The sequence below is a fragment of the Streptomyces albus subsp. albus genome, from assembly GCF_000719865.1.
Classification (GTDB): Bacteria; Actinomycetota; Actinomycetes; order Streptomycetales; family Streptomycetaceae; genus Streptomyces; species Streptomyces albus_E.
This window is the reverse complement of sequence record NZ_JOID01000014.1, coordinates 43,825-63,403: the sequence shown is the minus strand read 5'-3', so window position 1 is coordinate 63,403 and position 19,579 is coordinate 43,825. Positions and strand designations below refer to the sequence as shown.

At 73.9% G+C, this 19,579-nt stretch carries 18 protein-coding genes; 12 read left to right on the top strand and 6 right to left on the bottom strand.

Annotated elements, in window-relative coordinates; translation table 11 throughout:
- The first annotated feature begins 60 nt into the window (after window positions 1-60).
- The gene (locus tag IF83_RS0115335) at window positions 61-933 is read left to right on the top strand and encodes a DMT family transporter (protein ID WP_030544736.1); all 873 of its coding nucleotides are present in this window, start codon (window positions 61-63) and stop codon (window positions 931-933) included.
- 432 nt (window positions 934-1,365) lie between these two features.
- On the opposite strand, the gene IF83_RS0115325 is transcribed toward IF83_RS0115335, so the two are convergent.
- Both IF83_RS0115325 and IF83_RS0115320 read right to left on the bottom strand, forming a co-directional pair.
- The gene (locus tag IF83_RS0115325; RefSeq protein WP_078843501.1) at window positions 1,366-2,193 is read right to left on the bottom strand and encodes an acyltransferase; all 828 of its coding nucleotides are present in this window, start codon (window positions 2,191-2,193) and stop codon (window positions 1,366-1,368) included.
- Window positions 2,194-2,324: 131 nt separating this feature from the next.
- A complete protein-coding gene (locus IF83_RS0115320) occupies window positions 2,325-2,885 on the bottom strand; it encodes a gamma carbonic anhydrase family protein (RefSeq protein ID WP_030544734.1) in 561 nt (186 codons plus the stop codon).
- 192 nt (window positions 2,886-3,077) lie between these two features.
- Between IF83_RS0115320 and IF83_RS0115315 the strand changes: the two genes are divergently transcribed.
- Window positions 3,078-4,109: a membrane protein gene (locus tag IF83_RS0115315; protein ID WP_030544733.1), complete on the top strand. Its 1,032-nt coding sequence runs from the start codon at window positions 3,078-3,080 to the stop codon at window positions 4,107-4,109.
- 107 nt (window positions 4,110-4,216) lie between these two features.
- Entirely contained in the window at window positions 4,217-5,605 is a 1,389-nt protein-coding gene (locus tag IF83_RS0115310) for an MFS transporter (protein WP_030544732.1), read from the top strand.
- 35 nt (window positions 5,606-5,640) lie between these two features.
- Here the strand turns inward: IF83_RS0115310 and IF83_RS0115305 are convergent, their stop codons facing one another.
- Together IF83_RS0115305 and tuf are read right to left on the bottom strand one after the other, a co-directional pair.
- Window positions 5,641-6,504, bottom strand: coding sequence for a spermidine synthase (locus IF83_RS0115305; protein WP_030544731.1), 864 nt, complete (start codon window positions 6,502-6,504; stop codon window positions 5,641-5,643).
- Window positions 6,505-6,638: 134 nt separating this feature from the next.
- Window positions 6,639-7,811, bottom strand: a complete 1,173-nt coding sequence (gene tuf, locus IF83_RS0115300; RefSeq protein WP_030544730.1) for an elongation factor Tu — start codon at window positions 7,809-7,811, stop codon at window positions 6,639-6,641.
- Window positions 7,812-8,175: 364 nt separating this feature from the next.
- Between tuf and IF83_RS0115295 the strand changes: the two genes are divergently transcribed.
- The 3 genes from IF83_RS0115295 to IF83_RS0115285 all read left to right on the top strand — a co-directional run bounded on the left by IF83_RS0115295 (window position 8,176) and on the right by IF83_RS0115285 (window position 11,393).
- Window positions 8,176-8,877 carry a TVP38/TMEM64 family protein gene (locus IF83_RS0115295; protein ID WP_030544729.1) on the top strand — a complete coding sequence of 234 codons (702 nt, stop codon included), beginning with the start codon at window positions 8,176-8,178 and terminating at the stop codon, window positions 8,875-8,877.
- Window positions 8,878-9,114: 237 nt separating this feature from the next.
- Window positions 9,115-9,990 (top strand): undecaprenyl-diphosphate phosphatase, encoded by an 876-nt coding sequence (locus tag IF83_RS0115290; protein WP_030544728.1) that lies wholly within the window; start codon window positions 9,115-9,117, stop codon window positions 9,988-9,990.
- A gap of 251 nt (window positions 9,991-10,241) precedes the next feature.
- Entirely contained in the window at window positions 10,242-11,393 is a 1,152-nt protein-coding gene (locus IF83_RS0115285; RefSeq protein ID WP_030544727.1) for an N-acetylmuramoyl-L-alanine amidase, read from the top strand.
- A 133-nt stretch (window positions 11,394-11,526) separates the two neighbouring features.
- Here IF83_RS0115285 and IF83_RS0115280 read toward each other — a convergent pair whose 3' ends face one another.
- Window positions 11,527-12,156 (bottom strand): flavin reductase family protein, encoded by a 630-nt coding sequence (locus IF83_RS0115280; protein WP_030544726.1) that lies wholly within the window; start codon window positions 12,154-12,156, stop codon window positions 11,527-11,529.
- Between the two features lie 479 nt (window positions 12,157-12,635).
- Between IF83_RS0115280 and IF83_RS0115275 the strand changes: the two genes are divergently transcribed.
- The 6 genes from IF83_RS0115275 to IF83_RS0115250 are packed head-to-tail and all read left to right on the top strand — an operon-like array spanning window position 12,636 to window position 17,939.
- The gene (locus IF83_RS0115275; protein ID WP_030544725.1) at window positions 12,636-14,021 is read left to right on the top strand and encodes an ATP-binding protein; all 1,386 of its coding nucleotides are present in this window, start codon (window positions 12,636-12,638) and stop codon (window positions 14,019-14,021) included.
- Entirely contained in the window at window positions 14,018-14,443 is a 426-nt protein-coding gene (locus IF83_RS0115270) for a roadblock/LC7 domain-containing protein (protein WP_030544724.1), read from the top strand. Before IF83_RS0115275 ends, IF83_RS0115270 begins: the two co-directional genes overlap by 4 nt.
- A gap of 29 nt (window positions 14,444-14,472) precedes the next feature.
- Window positions 14,473-14,799: a DUF742 domain-containing protein gene (locus tag IF83_RS0115265; protein ID WP_037680103.1), complete on the top strand. Its 327-nt coding sequence runs from the start codon at window positions 14,473-14,475 to the stop codon at window positions 14,797-14,799.
- Window positions 14,777-15,376: a GTP-binding protein gene (locus IF83_RS0115260; protein WP_030544722.1), complete on the top strand. Its 600-nt coding sequence runs from the start codon at window positions 14,777-14,779 to the stop codon at window positions 15,374-15,376. Before IF83_RS0115265 ends, IF83_RS0115260 begins: the two co-directional genes overlap by 23 nt.
- A complete protein-coding gene (locus IF83_RS0115255) occupies window positions 15,373-16,824 on the top strand; it encodes a cytochrome P450 (protein ID WP_244177087.1) in 1,452 nt (483 codons plus the stop codon). The genes IF83_RS0115260 and IF83_RS0115255 overlap by 4 nt, the downstream gene beginning before the upstream one ends.
- Window positions 16,806-17,939, top strand: coding sequence for a cytochrome P450 family protein (locus IF83_RS0115250; RefSeq protein WP_244177092.1), 1,134 nt, complete (start codon window positions 16,806-16,808; stop codon window positions 17,937-17,939). The genes IF83_RS0115255 and IF83_RS0115250 overlap by 19 nt, the downstream gene beginning before the upstream one ends.
- 112 nt (window positions 17,940-18,051) lie before the next feature.
- Here the strand turns inward: IF83_RS0115250 and IF83_RS0115245 are convergent, their stop codons facing one another.
- Window positions 18,052-19,509 carry a benzaldehyde dehydrogenase gene (locus IF83_RS0115245; RefSeq protein ID WP_030544719.1) on the bottom strand — a complete coding sequence of 486 codons (1,458 nt, stop codon included), beginning with the start codon at window positions 19,507-19,509 and terminating at the stop codon, window positions 18,052-18,054.
- Window positions 19,510-19,579 lie beyond the last annotated feature (70 nt).

Below are 19,579 nucleotides of genomic sequence, written 5' to 3'. Positions count from 1 at the left end.
TTTCCTGTACTACTGTGCGGTGTACCGGAACGCCCATCGCACTGTACTTCGGGGGAACACATGACCGCGGTCCTCGCTCTCGCCTCCAGTCTCCTCTGGGGGCTCGCCGACTTCGGCGGCGGGCTGCTGACCCGCCGCATCCCCGCGCTCACCGTGGTCGTGGTCTCCCAGACCATCGCGGCGCTGGTGCTGGGGGTGATCGTGCTGATCACCGGTGCCTGGCGGGAGGCCGGCCCGCAGCTGTGGTTCGCGGTGGCCGCGGGTGTGGCCGGGCCCGCCGCCATGTTCGCCTTCTACAAGGCACTCGCCCTCGGCCCGATGGGCGTCGTCTCGCCGCTCGGGTCCCTCGGGGTCGCCGTGCCGGTCGGGGTGGGCCTGGTGCTGGGCGAGCGCCCGGGTCCGCTGCAGGCCGCGGGCATCCTCGTCGCCGTCGCCGGTGTGCTGCTGGCGGGCGGACCGGAGCTGCGCGGGGCGCCGGTGCAGCGGCGCGCGATCCTCTACACCCTGGTGGCGGCGGTCGGCTTCGGCGCCGTGATGGCCCTGATCGCGGAGGCGTCCTCGACGCTGAACGGCCTGTTCCTCGCCCTCTTCGTCCAGCGGCTGGCGAACATCGCGGTCGGCGGCACCTCGCTGCTGGTGTCGGTACGGCGCGGCGGCGCGGCTCTGCCGCCGGCGGCCGAGGGGGGCGCGGGCGTGGTCCGCGCCGCGCTGCCGTCCCTGGCGTTCGTGGGCCTCGCCGATGTCGCGGCCAACGGCACGTACGCGCTCGCCGCCCAGCACGGGCCGGTCACCGTCGCGGCGGTGCTCGCCTCGCTCTACCCGGTCGTCACCGCGCTGGCGGCGCGCGGGCTGCTGAAGGAACGGCTGCTGGGGGTGCAGGCGGTCGGCGCGGGGCTGGCCCTGCTCGGCACCACGCTGCTGACGGCGGGCTGACGGCCCGGGGCGCGGGCCCGCGGGCGTCCCGGGCCTCCTGCCGGCCGCGGTGATCGTGCCGTTCGGGGCGGACCCGCCGTTCGCCACGGCCACGGGCACCGCGGGCACAGACCTCACGGGTGCGGGCGTCGCGGAGCCCCCGGGCGTCCCGTTCGCCGCGGTCGTCCCCCGCTCGCGAACCGTCCCGGGGCAAGGGTGCGCGGACGCGTTCCGGTGTCGCACCCGGTCAGTGGCGCCGGAGCGCGTACAGCAGCAGCGCGATCCCCTGGACGGCGACCGCCACGGCCAGCAGGATCCGCAGTCTGCGGTTGCTCATGCCGGATCTCCCCTCCTCCTCCCGCACCACGGGCCCCCGCCCGTGGGGTCGCGGGTCCGTGGGTCCGTGCCCGTGCCCGTGACCGTACCGGGTACCCGCGCCGGGTGCCCCGGGGGTCAGCGGCCGGCCGGGGCCCGGTCCGCCGCGTCCGTTTCCCCGGCCGGGAGGTCACCGGTGAGGGAGCCGAGCGCGGCCAGCGCGCGCAACTGCTCGGGCGTGGCCCCCTCCAGCGCCCGGAGCTGCTCCGGGGTGGCGTCCTCGGGCGGCGGGACGGGCGCCGGGGTCCGCAGCGGCGGCTGCCAGCCCGCGCCCGGCTCCCAGTGGCGGACCACCCGGGCCGGGGCCCCGGCCACCACCGCGTGGTCCGGGACCGTACCGCGCACCACCGAGCCCGCGGCCACCACCACGTTGCGCCCGAGCCGCGCCCCGGGCAGTATCACCGCGCCCGCGCCGAGCCAGCTGCCGGAGCCGATCTCGACCGGCGCGGTGCGCGGCCACTGGCGGCCCACCGGGGTGCCGGGGTCGTCGTAGGAGTGGTTGTCGCTGGTGACGTAGACGTACGGGCCGCAGAAGACGTCGTCGCCGAAGACCACCGGCCGCGAGGCCACCACATGGCTCCCGCGTCCCAGCACCACGCCGTTGCCCAGGGTCAGCACGGGGTCGGGGCCGAGATCCAGCCCCGGCATCATCCCGGCGGTCAGCGTGACCTGCTCGCCTATCACGCAGTGCTCGCCGAGGCGGATCCACTCCTCGCCGAACACCGTGCCCTGGGGGTAGGCGAGCCGGGTGCCCTCCCCGATCCGGCCGAAGCGGTACGGGCCGGGGCGGTCCGCGGTGACGGCGCCGGCCTCCCGCACCCAGCGCGCGCCGCGGTGCACGGCCCGCGAGAGCGTCCGGCGGCGCCAGGCCGCGAGGGCGGAGATCAGGTTCTGCTTCTTCGGCACCCGGCCACGGTACTCAGCGGTAGCCCCGCCGGGGCCCGGAACCGGTTGTGACCTTCACCCCACACGGCGCCCGCACGCGGCGCTCCCACGGCATCCGGCCGGGCGGCCGACGGGCCGGTCCCGGCGGCGAGTCAGCGCGCGCCGCCGCCGTCCCCGTCGCGCGGGACGTCCGCGGCCTCGCGGTGGGCCTTCGCCAGCTCCAGGTACATCGCGGCGTTGAGCTGGAGGGCTTCCCGCTCCTCCGCCGTCAGCTCCCGGCGCACCTTCGCGGGCACCCCGGCCACCAGCGAGCCCGGCGGCACCCGCATGCCCTGCGGCACCAGGGCCTGCGCCGCCACCAGCGAACCGGCGCCGATGTGCGCGCCGTTGAGGACCGTGGCCCCCATGCCGATCAGGCAGTCGTCCTCGACGGTGCAGCCGTGCAGGACGGCGTTGTGGCCGACGGAGACCCGTTCGCCGACGGTCACCGGGAAGCCGGGGTCGACATGGACGGTGCAGTTGTCCTGGATGTTGCTGTCCGCGCCGAGCACCACCGGCCCGCAGTCGGCCCGCAGCACGGTGTGGTACCAGACGCTCGCGCCCGCCGCCATGGTCACCTCGCCCAGGACGACCGAGGTGGGCGCGGTGAACGCCCGCTCGTGGATCTCCGGTTCCCGGCCGGCCACCGCCGCGATCAACGCCCGTTCCGCCATGGGTCTCTCCCTCTCATCCGCCTCGTCCGCACCGCCTCCGGCGCACCGCGGCGCGGGCCGGGTGCGCGTGGTCCCGCGTACCGTACGGCGGCCCGGCCCGCCGGACGGCACCGGCCCCCGCGCACGGTGCGCGGGTGCCGTTGTCCGGACCGGCGTGGCAGCCCGGTGCCCGGCGGCTCTATGGTTACGGCCATGTGGCCAGGACAGCAGCCGCCCGGGGGCGAGCAGAACCCGCAGGACCCGAACGCGAATCCGTACCAGCAGCCGGGGCAACCGCAGCCGAATCCCTATCAGCAGCCGGGATTCCAGCAGCCGAGCCCGTACCAGCAGCCGGGGTACCAGCAGCCGAATCCGTACCAGCAGCCGACCGCTCAGTGGGCGGCGCCCGGAACGCCCGGGACGCCCGGTGCTCCCAAGGCGCCCGACGACGGCAAGAAGACGAAGCTCGTCGCGATCGGCGCGGCACTCGCGGTCCTGATCGCCGCCGGAGTCACCGGCTTCCTGGTCCTGGGCGGTGACGACGAGCAGAAGGCGGGCGGCGACCCGGGGCCGGAGAAGTCCGTGTCCGCTTCGCCGTCCCCCACCGAGAGCGAGGAGCCCGGCGGCGATATCGACAACCCGCGCGGTGGCAACCCCGCGGTCGAGCCCGTGATCGACGGCTGGCAGACCGTCGTCAGCGCCAAGCGCCAGAACGCCTTCGACGTCCCCTCGGAGTGGAAGGTCGAGTCCCCGACCCTCTCCATCGGCTTCGAGGACGCCAACAGCAAGGAAGACATCCCCAAGCCCGTCATCATGATGAGCGCGCCGGCCTTCTACGGAGAGGACTGGTGCACCGTCGGGGACGACACCTCCGATCTGGCGGGCGTCGGCACCAAGGGCGCCCAGGGCGCCAAGAGCCTGCAGAACGCCGCCGAGACGGCCGCCGAGGTCTGGGTGTTCGCCGCCTTCGACCAGGACGAGACCGGCACCCGCAAGGTGACGAAGGCGGAGCCCTTCACCAGTGAGCACGGCCTCGAGGGCTACACCGCCTCCGCCACGGTCACCGGGGTGAAGAAGGAGAACAAGTGCTCCTCGGACGGCAAGGCGTACACCGTCGCCTACAAGGCGGAGAACGGTGACTACGCGATCTGGTGCCTCTACGCCGCCAAGGGCGTCGAGGACGAGCTCGCGGACGCGACCATCAAGAAAATCATGAAAACGCTGCGGCCGCTCAAATCCTCCTGAGCCGCCCCGAACCGTCCTGAGCCGCCGACCGCGGCCCGCCGTACGCCGCCCGTCCCGCCGGTGGGAACCACCGGCGGGACGGGCGCGATCACGCCGAGGATCCGGCCATGCCGCCACCCCGCGCACCGCGCCGCCCCGCCCGCCCCGCGTGGACGGGCCGCAACTACGGCCTGCTGACCGCAGCCGCCGTGGTCACCGGCCTCGGCAGCTCAGGGGCCCTGGTCGCGGCGGCGTTCGCGGTGCTCGAAGCGGGCGGCAGCGGTACGGACGTGGGGCTCGTCGCCGCGGCCCGCACGGTCCCGCTCGTCCTCTTCCTCCTCGTCGGCGGTGCCGTGGCGGACCGGCTGCCCCGGCACCGGGTGATGGTGGCGGCCAACCTGCTCAACTGCCTCTCCCAGGGCGCCTTCGGGCTGCTGGTGCTCACCGGCGAGCCGGGGCTGTGGCAGATGATGCTGCTGTCCGCCCTCGGCGGAACCGGTCACGCGTTCTTCGCCCCGGCCGCGGAGGGCATGCTGCTCTCCAGCGTTACCGGTGAACAGGCGGGGCGCGCCTTCGCGTTCTTCCGGATGGGCGTGAACGGGGCGAACATCGGGGGCGCGGCCCTCGGCGGCGTACTCGTCGCCGCGGCCGGCCCCGGCTGGGTGCTGGTCCTGGACGGCGCGGCCTTCGCCGTGGCCGCCGCGCTCCGCGCCTTCCTCGATCTGCGCGGGATGCCCCAACGCGCCCCCGGGCGGGGCCTGGTGTCCGATCTGCGCGAGGGCTGGCGGGAGGTCTCCGCGCGGCCCTGGCTGTGGAGCGTCGTCCTCCAGTTCGCGGTGGTCAACGCGGTCATCGGCGCGGCGGAGGCGGTCTACGGGCCGCTGGTCGCCGAGGAGCATCTGGGCGGCGCCCGGCCGTGGGGCCTCGCCCTGGCGGCGCTCGGCGCCGGCACGGTCCTCGGCGCCCTGCTGATGACCCGCTGGAAACCCCGGCGCCTGCTGCTCACGGGGGCGCTGTCGGTGTTCGTGCTGGCCCTGCCCTCGGCGGCGCTCGCGGTTCCGGTCTCCGCCCCGGCGCTGAGCGCGGTGATGTTCGTGACGGGCATCTCGATCGAGGTCTTCGGGGTCACCTGGATGACGGCCCTGCACCAGGAGATCCCGGAGGAGAAGCTGTCGCGCGTGTCGTCCTACGACATGTTCGGCTCGGTCGCGATGGTGCCGGTCGCGGTGGCGCTCGCGGGCCCGGTGGCCGGCGTGTTCGGGCGGAGCGCGGCGCTGTGGGGCTGCTCGGCGCTGATCGTCCTGCTGACGGCGGCCGTGCTGACGGTGCCGGACGTACGGCGGCTGACCCGCCGGGAACACGGCGGGCACGGGCCGCCGGCGGATGTCCTCGCGGGCCCGGCCGCCGGTCCCGTACCGGCGGTCCCGGGTCCCGTACCGCGCTCCGGAGCCGGGGACCGCGGAGAGAGCGGGGAAACCGGCGGGACGGGGAAGGCCGGCGAGCGCGGGTCCCGGTGACGGGGCGGTGACCGCGGGCGGCCACGGGTGCGCGGTCAGCCGACGCTGAAGGCGCCCTCCGGCGGAACGGGTGACGGCGCGGCCGCCCCGTCCCGCACCACGGCCGCGCCGGCGGTCAGCCGCGCCACCGCTCCGCCGTGCCGGACCCGGGCGGGGAAGGGGTCCGCGGCGCAGCGCCGGGCGAGTTCCGCCACCGGCAGTTCCTCGCGGGAGGCGGCCAGCACGGTGTTCCCGAACCGCCGGCCGCGCAGCACGGCGGGTTCGGCGATCAGGCAGAGATGCTCGAAGACGTCCCCGAGCGTGGCCAGTTGGGAGCGGAGGAAGCCGAACGGCGCCGCGTCGGCGAGGTTGGCCGTGTAGACCCCGCCGGGGCGCAGCACCCGGGCGGCCGCGCGGACGTATTCGACGGAGGTGAGGTGCGCGGGCACCCGGGAGCCGCCGAACACGTCGGCGACCAGCACGTCGTACGCCGCCGGGGGTGCGCTCTCCAGCCAGGCGCGGGCGTCGGCGGCGTGGAGTTCGACACCGCTGTCCGGGGGGAGCGGCAGGTGGTCGGTGACGAGGCGGAGCAGGGCCCGGTCGGCGTCGACAACGGTCTGCCGGGCGCCGGGGCGGGTCGCCGCGACGTAGCGGGGCAGCGAGAGCGCGCCGCCGCCGAGGTGCAGCACGTCGGGCGGCGCTCCGGCCCGGGCGTCCTCCGCGCCCGCGCGGGCGGTGTCGAGGACGTGCGCGATCCGCCGCGCGTACTCGAACTCCAGGTGCTCGGGCGCGTCGAGGTCGACGTACGACTGCGGCGCGCCGTCCACGGTGAGCAGCCAGGCGCGCGGCCGGTCGGTGTCGGGCATGAGTTTCGCCGTGCCGTGGTCCACGGCCCGGGTCACCGGTATCGGCTCGTCCACCCGCCCATTGTGCCGCCCCCCGGCCGGCGGCGTTCCGGCCGCGGGCCAGGGCTGCGAGAGAGGCCCGGACCGCGGGCGGTGACGGACGGCCCGTGGGGCCGGGCCCTCCGTCATCCGCCCGCGGGCGGGGGCGCCTACTCCGCGACGGCCGTCACCGTGCCGGCGCCGACCGTGCGGCCGCCCTCACGGATCGCGAAGCCGAGGCCGGGCTCCAGCGGAACCGCGCGCCCGAGCTCCACGGTCACGGTGACCGTCTCGCCCGGCAGGGCGACGGCCGCCCCGCCGAGGCCGAGCTCGCCGACCACGTCCGCGGTGCGGATGTGGAACTGCGGCCGGTAGCCGCCGGTCACCGGCGTGCTGCGGCCGCCCTCGGCGGCGGAGAGCACGCGCACGGTCGCGGTGAACCGCCGCCGCGGGGTGATGCTGCCGGGCGCGGCGACGACGTGCCCGCGGCGGACCGCGTCGCGCTGCACCCCGCGCAGCAGCAGCGCGATGTTGTCGCCCGCCTCGGCCGATTCCATCGGCTTGCCGAAGGTCTCGATCCCGGTGACGACGCTCTCCAGCCCGGCGCCGAGCACCTCGGCCCGGTCCCCGATCCGTACCCGGCCGCGCTCGACGGCGCCGGTGACGACCGTTCCCCGCCCGGTGATGGTCAGGACGTTCTCCACCGGGAGCAGGAACGGCGCGTCGGTGACGCGGTCCGGCGTCGGCACGTAGGTGTCGACCGCGTCGAGGAGCGCCTCGATCGCGGCGGTCCAGCGCGGGTCGCCCTCCAGCGCCCGCAGCCCGGAGACCCGGACGACGGGAGTGGTGTCGCCGGGGAAGCCGTGCGCGGACAGCAGTTCGCGCACTTCCAGCTCCACCAGGTCGGTCAGCTCCGGCTCACCGGCGTCCGCCTTGTTGAGCGCGACGACGATGTGCCGGACCCCGACCTGCCGGGCGAGCAGGACGTGCTCGGCGGTCTGCGGCATGATCCCGTCGAGCGCCGAGACGACGAGGATCGCCCCGTCGAGCTGGGCGGCCCCGGTGACCATGTTCTTGACGTAGTCGGCGTGGCCGGGCATGTCGACGTGGGCGTAGTGCCGGGTGCCGGTCTCGTACTCGACGTGCGCGACGTTGATGGTGATGCCGCGCGCCGCCTCCTCGGGCGCCCGGTCGATGCGGTCGAGCGGCACGAAGGAGCCGGAGCCCTGCTCGCTGAGGACCTTGGTGATCGCGGCGGTGAGGGTGGTCTTGCCGTGGTCGACATGGCCCATGGTGCCGATGTTCAGGTGCGGCTTGGTGCGGACATATGCCTGCTTGGGCATGGTTCATCCCCGGATGTGCGGAGTGGAAGCGGGACCCCTCGGCCTGCCGACCCTCCCCCTGCGGGGTCCGCCGGACGATCCGGGAAGGGTCAGCTTCGGGCGCCGCCGGGAGCTGTGGCGGCAGGGGCCGCGACGGCCGGCGCGGCACCGGCACCGGCACCGGCAGGAAGGTGATCGACGGCAGCCTTCGGAGGGTCCGCGACCGCGGACCCGACCGGGAAGAAGGTGTGCCGGACCATGCGACCAGCATCCCGGCCGAACCGTGCGCCCGTCCACCGGATTTGGCGGCGACGGCACTTCTTCTCGCCGTCCCTGGAGCACACTTGTGAGGCGATCACCACGGGTGTTCGGTTAGGCTCCCCGCATGCACCACCCCGCCCCACAGCCCCTCGGTCTCCCCGCTCGTACGGCCAGGGTCCTGCTCTCCCCGTGGTCGCGGCTCGTCCTGCTCGTGGTCATCGTCGGCTGCGCCGCGACGGCCGTCGCCCTGCTGGAGCCGCACAGACTCCTCACCGCCGGCTGGCCGCCGCGGGTCTCCGGCGGTGGCGCCGTGGCGCTCTTCGCCGCCGCCTACGGGCTGTGCACGGCGGCACTGCTGCCCCGTCCGGTGCTGAATCTGGCCGGGGGTGCCCTGTTCGGCTCGCAGTTCGGACTGATGGCCGCCATCGCCGGCACGGTGATCGGCGCGGGCATCGCCTTCGTCCTCGGCCGCTCCCTGGGCCGGGACGCCCTGCGGCCGCTGCTGCGCGGCCGCTGGCTGGCGGCGGCCGACCGGCAGCTCAGCGACCACGGCTTCCGCTCCGTCCTCGCGGTGCGCCTCTTCCCCGGGGTGCCCTTCGCGGCGGCCAACTACTGCGCCGCGGTGTCCCGGACGCGGCTGCTGCCGTTCCTGCTCGCCACCGGTCTGGGCAGCATCCCCAACACCGCCGCCTACGTGATCGCCGGCAGCCGTGCCGCCACCCCGACCTCGCCGGCCTTCCTGATCGCGATGGGGTTCATCGCGCTGAGCGGGCTCACCGCCCTGGTCGTCGCCTGGCGCAAACGCGGACGGCTGCGCTCCGCCTGAGCCGCGGGCGCCACCCGCCTCCCACCGGGGGCCACCGGTCCTCCCCCGGGCCCCGGCCGCCCGACACGTGTTCACCCGGGGGCGCTACGCTGCCCCGGGTCGGCGCGCGATCACCGGTCGCCGCCGCCCTCCCCTGCGCCTATCGAGCAACGCATCCTGTCCGGCATTCCGTCTTCCTGACCCGAGCCGCGGCTCCAGCGGTCAGCACATGATCCTTCCTTGGGTGGCACAAGCTCCATGTCCTGGTTCGAATCACTCATCCTCGGGCTCGTCCAGGGGTTGACCGAGTTCCTTCCCATCTCCTCCAGTGCGCATCTGCGGCTCACCGCGGCCTTCGCCAACTGGCAGGATCCCGGAGCGGCCTTCACCGCGATCACCCAGATCGGCACCGAGTCCGCGGTGCTGATCTACTTCCGGAAGGACATCGGGCGCATCCTCTCCGCCTGGACCCGGTCGCTGACCGACAAGGAGATGCGTTCCGACCAGGACGCCAAGATGGGCTGGCTGGTGATCGTCGGCTCCGTCCCGATCGGTGTGCTCGGCCTGACCCTCAAGGACTGGATCGAGGGGCCGTTCCGCGATCTGCGGCTGATCGCCACCACCCTCATCGTGCTCGGCATCGTCCTGGGGATCGCCGACCGGCTGGCGGCCCGCGACGAGACGGGCGGCCGGCACCGGGTCGCCAGGGAGCGCAAGACCCTGAAGGACCTCGGCGTCCGCGACGGCCTGATCTTCGGCTTCTGCCAGGCCATGGCGCTGATCCCCGGCGTCTCCCGGTCCGGCGCGACGATCAGCGGCGGCCTCTTCATGGGCTACACCCGCGAGGCCGCGGCCCGCTACTCGTTCCTGCTGGCCATTCCGGCGGTGCTGGCCTCCGGTGCCTACGAGCTGAAGGAGATCGGTGGCGACAGCCACGTCTCCTGGGGGCCGACGATCCTGGCCACGATCGTCGCCTTCGTGGTCGGCTATGCCGTGATCGCCTGGTTCATGAAGTTCATCACCACCAAGAGCTTCATGCCCTTCGTGATCTACCGGATAGCCCTCGGCGCCATCCTCTTCGTGCTGATCGGTACCGATGTCCTCGACCCCCTCGCGGGCGAGTCCGCCGGCTGATCCGCGCGGCCCGCGCAGCGGCGGCCGTTCCGTGCCCTCCGGCGCGGGACGGCCGTTTCCGTTTCCCGGTGCTGCGTCCGTGCGCGGGACACCGGGGCCGCGGCCGTGCGCGCCGCCCGGCGATACCGGGACGAAGCGTCGTGTAATGACCTGCGTCAGCCACGGCGTGCGGACCCGCACGCGCCGACCGGCCCGGCGGGCCCTCCCCCTTCCTCTCCCGCCCGGCCGGTGGAACAGAGAGGAAACGCCCCATGCGCCCCGGCACCCTCCCGCGGAAACGCGGACGCAAGGCCCTGCTCGGCATCGCCGCCGCCACGGCCCTCGCCCTCACCGCTCCCTCCGCCGCGGCGGCCCCGGAGACCGGGCCCGGGCCGGTGAACCGGGCTTTCTCACGCGCCGCGGAGGAGTACGGCGTACCGCGCGACCTGCTCGTGGCCGTCGCCTTCGGGGAGACCCGGCTGGACGGGCACGACGGCGAGCCCAGCCACGCCGGCGGCTACGGGGTGATGCACCTGGTGAGCAGCCCCCGGCGGCACACCCTCCAGGAGGCGGCCGATCTCACCGGCGCCTCCGAGCGGGAACTGCGCCACGACACCGCGGCCAACATCCGCGGCGGCGCCGCCGTGCTGGAGTCGTACGCGGACCGGACGGGCGTGGAGGAGCGCGACCGGGACCGGGCCGCGGCCTGGTATCCGGCCGTCGCCCGGTACGGCAGCCCGGACGACCACCGGCTGGGCCGCTTCTACGCCGACACCGTCTACGAGATCCTGGAGGAGGGGGTCCGCGCCCGCACCAGCGAGGGCGAACCGGTCATCACTCCCGGGCAGCGGGTGCGGCCCGAGCGCGGCCGCTACACGGACGTCCGCCCGCCCGCTCGTGAGCCCTCGCGGGAGCCTTCGCAGGCGCCTTCGCACGAGCCGGAGACCCACGGCCCGGACTACCCGTCCGCCCGCTGGATCCCCGCCCACCCCGGCAACTACCGCGAAGGCCGCTCGGCCGCGATCGACATGGTGGTCGTCCATGTCGCCCAGGGAACGTACGCCGGCACCGTCGACTGGTTCCGCAACCCGGCCTCGCGGGTCAGCGCCCACTACGTCGTCCGCTCGTCGGACGGCGAGGTGACGCAGACGGTGCGGGACGGGGACACCGCCTGGCACGCCCGCGACGCCAACCCCCGTTCCCTCGGCATCGAGCACGAGGGCTACGTGGCCGACGCCACCTGGTTCACCGACGCCATGTACCGGGCCTCGGCCGCCCTGACCGCTCATCTCTGCGACACCCACGGCATCCCGAGGGACCGCGAGCACATCGTCGGGCACACCGAGGTGCCCGGCAACAGCCACACCGACCCCGGCCCGCACTGGGACTGGGACCGCTACCTGGAGCTGGTGAACGGCGGCTGAGCCCCGGCGGCCGCGCCGCCGCCCCCGACGTGAGGCCGTCCCGGGCCGCGCCCCGCCCGGGACGGCCTCACCGTGTCCGGACCCGCCCGGAGCGCCTGGTACGCCGGGCGCCCGGAGCGGAAGCCGGGTGCCGTCAGCCGGCGCCGCCGGTGCGGCCCGCGCCGTCGCGCCACTCCGCGTAGGGGACACGGGTGATCTCCAGCAGCTCGCCCATGGTTCCCCACTCGTCCTTGCCGAGCCGGGTGAGCGGCCGCATCTTCGTCACCTCGGGGTGTCCGTCGACGAGCACGCTGTCGGAGACCGCGGCGTGCACCACACGGCCGAACACGACTGTGCTGTCGCCGAGCCGGACGGTGCTGTGCAGCTCGCACTCCAGCGCGGCCGGGGAGGCGGCCACCCGGGGCGGCTTGACCCGCGTGCTGGGCTCACGGGCGATGCCCACGGCGTCGAACTCGCTGATGCCGGGCGGGAAGTCGGTGGACGTGGCGTTGATCTGCTCGAAGAGGTGCTCCGGGGCGAGGTTGACCACGAACGAGCCGGTCGCCTCGATGTTGTTGAGCGAGTCCTTGCGGCCGACGGAGGTGAACTGCACGATCGGCGGGTCGATGCAGGAGACGGTGAAATAGGAGTGCGGGGCAAGATTGTCGACGCCGTCCGCCGACGTCGTGGAGATCCAGGCGATCGGCCGGGGCACGACCACCGCGTTCATGAATTTGTAGAACGGAGTTCTGCCGAGGGCGGCGGGATCGAAGTCGATGCGCATGGGCGCAGTATCCCCGGTCCGGGAGGGCAGCCCCGCGGAGGGCCTCCGCCGGCGGGGTTCCGTGTCCCCGGTCACACCGGCCGGCGGGGCCGCGTGCAGGGGTTCGCCGTCCGTGACCGTCACCGGAGGGCGGCCTTCCGGATGTGGCCGGTATTCCTCCCGGAACCGTCCGGATCATCCCGTCGCGACACCGGGGAAAGGGCTCCGGTCAGGCCCTTCACCACCCCGTCGCAGCACCGGCTGTCACGGTCTGTCTGCACGTCAACTTTACAAAACCCCTGGCCACTTGGCACGTCGATCCATGATTAAGATGATGAACACATCAGCGCTTCCGTGGCGGACGCCGACTGCGGGGCCCACCTGTCCCGTGTGCCGACCGCCGGTGCCCCTGTCCGGATCCGGACGGACCCCGTACCGGCGGCTCTCCCGTCGTCGCATCTCCCCCGGTCTTCCCTCGCCCCCCAAGCAACGAGGATCCGATGACTCAATACGCACCGGAGGCGGTCTTCTGGTGCCTGGTCGCCGGTCTGCTCGCCGCCCTGGTCCTGCTGGTCCGCCAGCGGGGGATCACCAAGGCCCTGCGCAGGCACGCGACAGCACTGGAGGACGGTCTCCGCGCCCGTGACCAAGAGGCCCGGCATCTGGTGGAGGTCCGCCTCCCCGCGATGGAATCCTCCCAGGCCCAGCCGGGCCCCATGCCGGGGCTGCTCCACGACCGGCTCGAAGGCACCGCCTTCGCCGAGAGCCTGCAGACGGTGATCGACCTGTTCACGGGCGCCGCCGACCGGGCCCGGACCCGCGCCGACCAGTCGGCCAAGGCCGCGCTCAAGGCGTCGATGCGCGCCCTGCAGGGTCTGGCCAACGAGCAGCAGCTCGCCATCACCGACATGCAGGACCACCACGACAATCCACACGTCCTCCAGGACCTGCTGGAGATCGACCACGCGAACGCCCAGTTCGGCCGGCGTGCCCAGGGCATCGCGGTGCTGTGCGGGTCCTGGCCGGGCCGGCAGCGCGCCGCCTCCTCGCTGGTCGACGTCGTCCGCGGCGCCAAGGGCCGGATCCGGGACTACCGCCGGGTGGAGGTCCACGCGCAGGTCGACCTGGCCGTGGTGAGCCGGGCCGTGGAACCGGTGGTGCTCGCCGTCGCCGAACTCCTCGACAACGCCGCGCGCCACTCACAGCCCAACACCCAGGTCGAGGTGACCCTCCGGGCCGCGCACAACGGCACCGCCATCGTGATCGACGACGCCGGTGTCGGCATGGACGACCGGGAGATCCAGAAGGCGACCCTGCTGCTCTCCGGCCGCCAGGACATCGACATCAACCGGCTCGGCGACCCGCCCCAGTTCGGCTTCGCCGTGATCGGCGTCCTCGCGGCCCGGTACGGGTTCAGCGTCTCCGTCGACACCCAGTCACCCTACGGGGGTGTCCGGGCCGTGCTGTTCCTCCCGAAGGAGCTGCTCACCAGCGTGATCACCGAGACCCCCGACGCGGCGGGCGAGCGGACCGGGCCCGTGGCCGCCGCCCCGGCCGCCGCTCCCGCCGCCGTCACCGCCGCGCCCGCGCCCGCCGCGCCGGAGGCGGCCCCCGCCCCGGCACCCGCGCCGGCCGCGTCCGCACCACCGGAGGAGCCCGAGCCGGCGCCCGCCTCCACGGCCCTCGGGCTGCCCAAGCGCCGCCGCCGGGAGCCCGTGCCGGAGCACGTCGCCGCCACCCGCGCCCCTGTCGCGGCGCAGCCGGGCGCCGAGCCGGCCCCGGCCCGCCCGGCTCACGAGACCGCCTCCCGCATGGGTGCCTTCGCGCGCGGCACCCGTTCCGGCCGTCTCTCCTCTCCGGACGATGAAGGGACCCCCCAGCGATGAACCCCCGTACGGCCAATGAACTGGGCTGGATGCTCGACGAGGTGCTGAAGGTGCCGGAAGCCCGGCACGCCATCCTGCTCTCCGCCGACGGCATGCTCCGGGCCCACTCCGAGGGCATCACCCGCGACGAGGCCGACCGGCAGGCCGCGGCGCTCTCCGGGCTCCAGTCGATCAGCCGCAGCACGGCCGAGTTCTGCGCCCGGGACGAATCCCCCTGGCAGCAGACCCTCGTCGAGTTCTCCAGCGGCTACGTCTTCCTGATCGCCGCCGGCACGGGTGCCTACCTCGCGGTCTCCGCCTCCCCGGACGTGGACATGGAGGCTGTCACCTACCGCATGCACAAGCTCGTCGACCGCCTGGGCAAGGAGCTGACCAGTCCGCCCCGGCACGACGCGGTCTCCCACGCCGGCGGCCCGGCGTGAACCCGCCCCGCAGGAGGGAGCGGGGACTCGTGCGCCCGTATGTGGTGACGGACGGCCGGGCGCACCCGACGCGCAACACGCTGGATTTAGTCACCCTGGTCATGGCGATGAACGACCGGCCGCTGAGCGGGCTGAGCCCGGAGAAGAAGCGCCTGATGGAGCTCTGCCGGGGCGGCGCGCTGTCGGTCGCCGAGGTGGCGGGCCATCTGGAGCTGTCGGTCAGTGTCGTCAAGGTGCTGCTCAGCGATCTGATCGACAGCGGCCACATCACCACCCGGGCCCCCGTCCCCAGGGCTCAACTCCCCCAGGCCCAGCTCTTGCAGGAGGTGCTCGATGGGCTCCGCGCTCGCCTCTGACCACGTCTATCTCCCCGATACGGTCAGCACCGCGGCCAAGATCCTCGTTGTCGGGCACTTCGCCGTCGGCAAGACCACCTTCGTGGGCACCCTCTCGGAGATCCGGCCGCTGCGCACCGAGGAGACGCTGTCGGAGGCCGGTGCCCACATCGACGACCTCGCGGGGGTCCCGCAGAAGACCACGACCACCGTGGCGATGGACTTCGGCCGGCTGACGCTCAGCGAGGAGCTGGTGCTCTATCTGTTCGGGGCGCCCGGGCAGAAGCGCTTCACCCGGCTCTGGCGGGACATGACCCACGGCGCCCTGGGCGCGCTGGTGCTCGCCGACACCCGCAGACTCGACCAGTCCTTCGACGTCATGGGGCTGCTGGAGGAGCACGCGGTGCCGTACGCCGTGGCGGTCAACCGCTTCGACGACGCCCCCTCCTATCCCGACGCGGAGATACGGGAAGCGCTCGACCTGCTCCCCGAGACCCCGCTGGTGACCTGTGACGCCCGGGACCGGATCTCCTCCACGCACGCTCTGATCGCTCTCGTCCAGTACCTCCAGACCCGTCTCGCGCAGGAGCCCATGTGACCACTCAACCATCCGGGTCCGACACCCAGCCGCCGCCGCCCGGTTGCCCGGTGCACGCCGGGGAGACCGGCGCGAAGCCGGCCGCCGGCGGGGCCCGGAGCGGGGTCGAGCGCCTCTACGGCCCCGAGTTCGCCGCCAACCCGGAGGCCGCCTACGCGCGGCTGCGGACCTACGGCCCCGTCGCCCCGGTGGAGCTCGCCGAGGGCGTCGAGGCGTGGCTGGTCACCTCCTACGAGGGGGCCCTGGACGTGCTCCGCAGCCCGGAGCGCTTCTCCAAGGACTCGCGGCGCTGGCGCGCCCTCGCCGAGGGGACCGTCGCGCCGGACAGCCCGGTCGTCCCGATGATGATGTACCGGCCGAACGCCCTGTGGACGGACGGGGCGGAGCACGCGCGGCTGCGCGGCGCGATCACCGACAGTCTCGACCGGGTGGACCCCAACGCCCTGCGCGGTTACGTCGAGCACAGCGCCGACACCCTCATCGACCGCTTCGGCCCCCGGGGCGAGGCCGATCTGCTGGCCGAGTACGGCGCGCGCCTCCCGCTGCTGGTCTTCGAGCGGCTGTTCGGCTGCCCGCCCGACATCGGGTCCAAGCTGGTCGAGGGCATGTCGGGGATCTTCGACTCGGAGGCCGACGCGGAGAAGGCCAACCAGCTGCTCCTGGAGGCCGTCGCCGGGCTGGTGGCCCTCAAGCGGGCCGAGCCGGGGCCGGATGTGACGTCCTGGATGATGGCCCATCCCTCGGCGCTCACCGACGAGGAGATGATGCACCAGCTCATCCTGCTGATGGGCGCGGGAACCGAGCCGCAGCAGAACCTGATCTGCAACGGCCTGCGGCTGCTCCTCTCCGACGACCGCTTCGCCGGCGACCTCGCGGGCGGCAGCATGCCCGTCGAGGACGCACTCGACGAGGTGCTGTGGCACGACCCGCCCATGGCGAACTACTGCGTCCACTACCCGCTGCACGAGCAGGACTTCGGCGGTCACACGCTGCGCCCGGGAGAGCCCGTGCTCGTCAGCCTGTCCGCCGCGAACACCGATCCCACGCTGGTCTCCGATCGCCGCGGCGGCAACCGCGCGCATCTCGCGTGGAGCGCCGGACCGCACGGCTGCCCGGCCAAGGACCCGGCCCGGCTGATCGCGGCCGTCGCGGTCGAAAAACTTCTCGATCGTCTTCCGGATGTCGAACTCGCAGTCGGGGTAGAGCAGTTGAGTTGGCGTCCGGGGCCCTTCCACCGGGCACTGGCCGCCCTTCCGGTTCGCTTTCCTCCGGTCGCCTCACCCGCGGTCGCAGACAAGAAAAATGGAGACAGTGGATGGACACCACAACCCGCCCCGTCGTCATCGATCCTTCCGGCAGCGACATCCACGGTGAGGCAGCCCGTATCAGGGAGCGGGGGCCGGTCGCGCTGGTGGAACTCCCTGGCGAGGTGGTGGCGTGGGCAGTAAGTGACCCCACCCTGCTCAAGGAACTGCTGACCGATCCGCGGGTCTCCAAGGACCCGCGGCAGCACTGGCCGGCCTGGATCAACGGGGAGATAACCCCGGAGTGGCCGCTGTTCACCTGGGTCGCGGTGACGAACATGTTCACCGCCTACGGTGCCGACCACCGGCGGCTGCGCAAGCTCGTCGCCCCGGCGTTCACCGCCCGCCGCACGGGCGCGCTCCGTCCCCGGATCGAGGAGCTGACCTCCGGTCTGCTCGACAAGCTCGCGGCCGTGCCGGCGGGCGAGGTGGCGGACCTCCGGGAGGAGTACTGCTACCCGATCCCGATCCAGGTCATCTGCGAGCTGTTCGGCGTCGAGGACGAGGGGATGCGGGAGCGGTTCCGCACCCTCGTGGACAGCATCTTCAACACCACCGCGGACGCGGCGGAGGTGGCCGCCACCTTCGAGGGCGTCCACACGCTGCTCAGCGAACTGGTCGCCCTGAAGCGGCGCGAGCCGGGCGACGACATGACCAGTCTGCTCATCGCCGCCCGGGAGGAGGACGGCTCCCGGCTGACCGAGCCGGAGCTGATCGACACCCTGCTGCTGGTGATCAGCGCCGGGCACGAGACCACGGTCAACCTCCTGGACAACGCGATCCACCTGCTGCTGACCAACCCGGAGCAGCGGGCCCTGGTCCGCGAGGGCCGGGCGTCCTGGGACGACGTGATCGAGGAGGCGCTGCGCGTCGAGTCCCCGGTCGCGAGCCTGCCGCTGCGCTACGCGGTCGAGGACATCCGGGCCGGTGACGTCACCATCAAGAAGGGGGACGCGATCCTCGCCGCCTACGCGGCGGCCGGGCGCGACCCCAAGGCGCACGGCGCGGACGCCGACCGGTTCGACCTCACCCGGGCCGACAAGGAGCACCTCGCCTTCGGGCACGGCGTGCACTTCTGCCTGGGCGCTCCGCTGGCCCGGCTGGAGGCGCAGATCGCGCTGCCGGCCCTCTTCGAGCGCTTCCCGGAGATGGAGCTCGGCTGCGCGGAGGACGAACTGCGGCCCGTGGCGTCCTTCATCTCCAACGGCCACCGCGGCCTGCCGGTCCGGCTCGGCGGAGCCGGGAACGGCGCGGGCTGAGGCCCGGTTGCCTCCAGGTCCACGACGGCCCCGTCCGTCCGGCTGCCTGCCGGACGGACGGGGCCGTCGTCCGTCCCGGTACGCCCCGGCGCGGCTCGGTACGGCTCGCGGTTCAGTACGGATAGGCCGCCGTCGTGGAGCGGACCGTGAGCCAGCGAAGGCTGGTGAAGGCATCGAGGTTGGCGTCACCGCCGAAGCGGGAGCCGGTGCCGGAGGCGGCCACCCCGCCGAAGGGCGCCACGGCCTCGTCGTTGACCGTCTGGTCGTTGATGTGCACGATCCCGGTCGGGATGCGGCGGGCCAGCTCCAGGCCGCGGGCCGCGTCGCGGGTGACGATGCCGAGGGACAGGCCGTACTCGGAGGCGGCGGCGAGGGCCGCGGCCTCGTCCTCGTCCCGGAAGGACCGCACCGGGGCGACGGGCCCGAAGACCTCCTGGTCGTAGGCGGGGGTGTCGCCGGCGTCGGCGAGGACGGTGGGCCGGTAGAAGAGGCCCTCGTGGGTGCCGCCGGCCGCGAGCCGCGCGCCCGCCCGCACGCTGTCGTTCACGAGCCCGTGGATCCGGTCCCGCTGGTGTTCGTCGATCAGCGGGCCGAGGTGGACCGCCGGTTCCCGGGCGGGGTCCCCGACGGTCATGGCCTCGGCCTTGGCGGCGAGCCGCCGGACGTACTCGTCGTAGACGGACTCGTGGACCAGGTGGCGGCCGGTGGTCATGCAGATCTGACCCTGGTGGAAGAAGGAGCCCCAGGCGGCGGAGGAGACCACCGCGTCCAGATCCGCGTCGGGCAGCACCACCAGGGCGGAATTGCCGCCGAGTTCCAGATGGGCGCGTTTGAGGTGGCGGCCCGCGGTCTCCCCCACGGCCCGCCCGGCCGCGGTGGAGCCGGTGAAGGAGATCACGGGCACCCGGGGATGCTCCACCATCGCCTGTCCGGCCTCGGCCGCCCCGGGCAGGACGTGCAGCAGCCCGGCCGGCAGGCCCGCCTCCTGGAAGACCCGGGCGATGGCGAACCCGCCGCAGACGGGGGTGCGCGGATCGGGTTTCAGCACCACGGCGTTGCCGAGCGCCAGCGCGGGCGCGACGGAACGGATCGCCAGGATCAGCGCCGCGTTGAACGGGGCGATCACGCCGACGACGCCGACCGGGACGCGCTGGGTGAACGACAGGCGCGGCACCTCGGTCGGCAGCAGCTGCCCCGGCGGGCGGGAGGCGAGGGCCCCGGCCTCGTAGCACTCCTGGGCCGCCACATGGATCTCGAACTCCGCCTTGCCGGGGACGTTGCCGCCCTCCCGGACCAGCCAGTCGCCGATCTCCCCGGCACCGGAGTAGAAGAGGTCGCCGGCCCGCCGCAGTACCGCCGCGCGTTCGTGGAACGGGGCGGCGGCCCACGCGGGCTGCGCGGCGGCCGCGGCCTCGGCGGAGCGGCCGATGTCGGCGGCGTCGGCGAAGCCGGAGTTGCCGATGATCTCGCCGGTGGCCGGCTCCTTGACCGGGATCTCGCCGCCGGACAGCCGTTCCCAGCTTCCGGTCCAGCCCTGGCCGCTCCAGGCCAGGGGATCGAGCAGGGTCATGACCCGACGCTCCTTCGCGTGACCGGCTGTGTCGTGCCCGCACGGGGGCGCGCCGTACGGTGCGGGTACC

Coding starts and splice junctions, on each gene's coding strand:
- IF83_RS0115335 (WP_030544736.1), top strand. CDS start 61: ATGACCGCGGTCCTCGCTCTCGCCTCCAGTCTCCTCTGGGGGCTCGCC.
- IF83_RS0115320 (WP_030544734.1), bottom strand. CDS start 2,885: ATGGCGGAACGGGCGTTGATCGCGGCGGTGGCCGGCCGGGAACCGGAG.
- IF83_RS0115315 (WP_030544733.1), top strand. CDS start 3,078: ATGTGGCCAGGACAGCAGCCGCCCGGGGGCGAGCAGAACCCGCAGGAC.
- IF83_RS0115310 (WP_030544732.1), top strand. CDS start 4,217: ATGCCGCCACCCCGCGCACCGCGCCGCCCCGCCCGCCCCGCGTGGACG.
- tuf (WP_030544730.1), bottom strand. CDS start 7,811: ATGCCCAAGCAGGCATATGTCCGCACCAAGCCGCACCTGAACATCGGC.
- IF83_RS0115295 (WP_030544729.1), top strand. CDS start 8,176: ATGCACCACCCCGCCCCACAGCCCCTCGGTCTCCCCGCTCGTACGGCC.
- IF83_RS0115290 (WP_030544728.1), top strand. CDS start 9,115: ATGTCCTGGTTCGAATCACTCATCCTCGGGCTCGTCCAGGGGTTGACC.
- IF83_RS0115285 (WP_030544727.1), top strand. CDS start 10,242: ATGCGCCCCGGCACCCTCCCGCGGAAACGCGGACGCAAGGCCCTGCTC.
- IF83_RS0115280 (WP_030544726.1), bottom strand. CDS start 12,156: ATGCGCATCGACTTCGATCCCGCCGCCCTCGGCAGAACTCCGTTCTAC.
- IF83_RS0115275 (WP_030544725.1), top strand. CDS start 12,636: ATGACTCAATACGCACCGGAGGCGGTCTTCTGGTGCCTGGTCGCCGGT.
- IF83_RS0115270 (WP_030544724.1), top strand. CDS start 14,018: ATGAACCCCCGTACGGCCAATGAACTGGGCTGGATGCTCGACGAGGTG.
- IF83_RS0115260 (WP_030544722.1), top strand. CDS start 14,777: ATGGGCTCCGCGCTCGCCTCTGACCACGTCTATCTCCCCGATACGGTC.
- IF83_RS0115245 (WP_030544719.1), bottom strand. CDS start 19,509: ATGACCCTGCTCGATCCCCTGGCCTGGAGCGGCCAGGGCTGGACCGGA.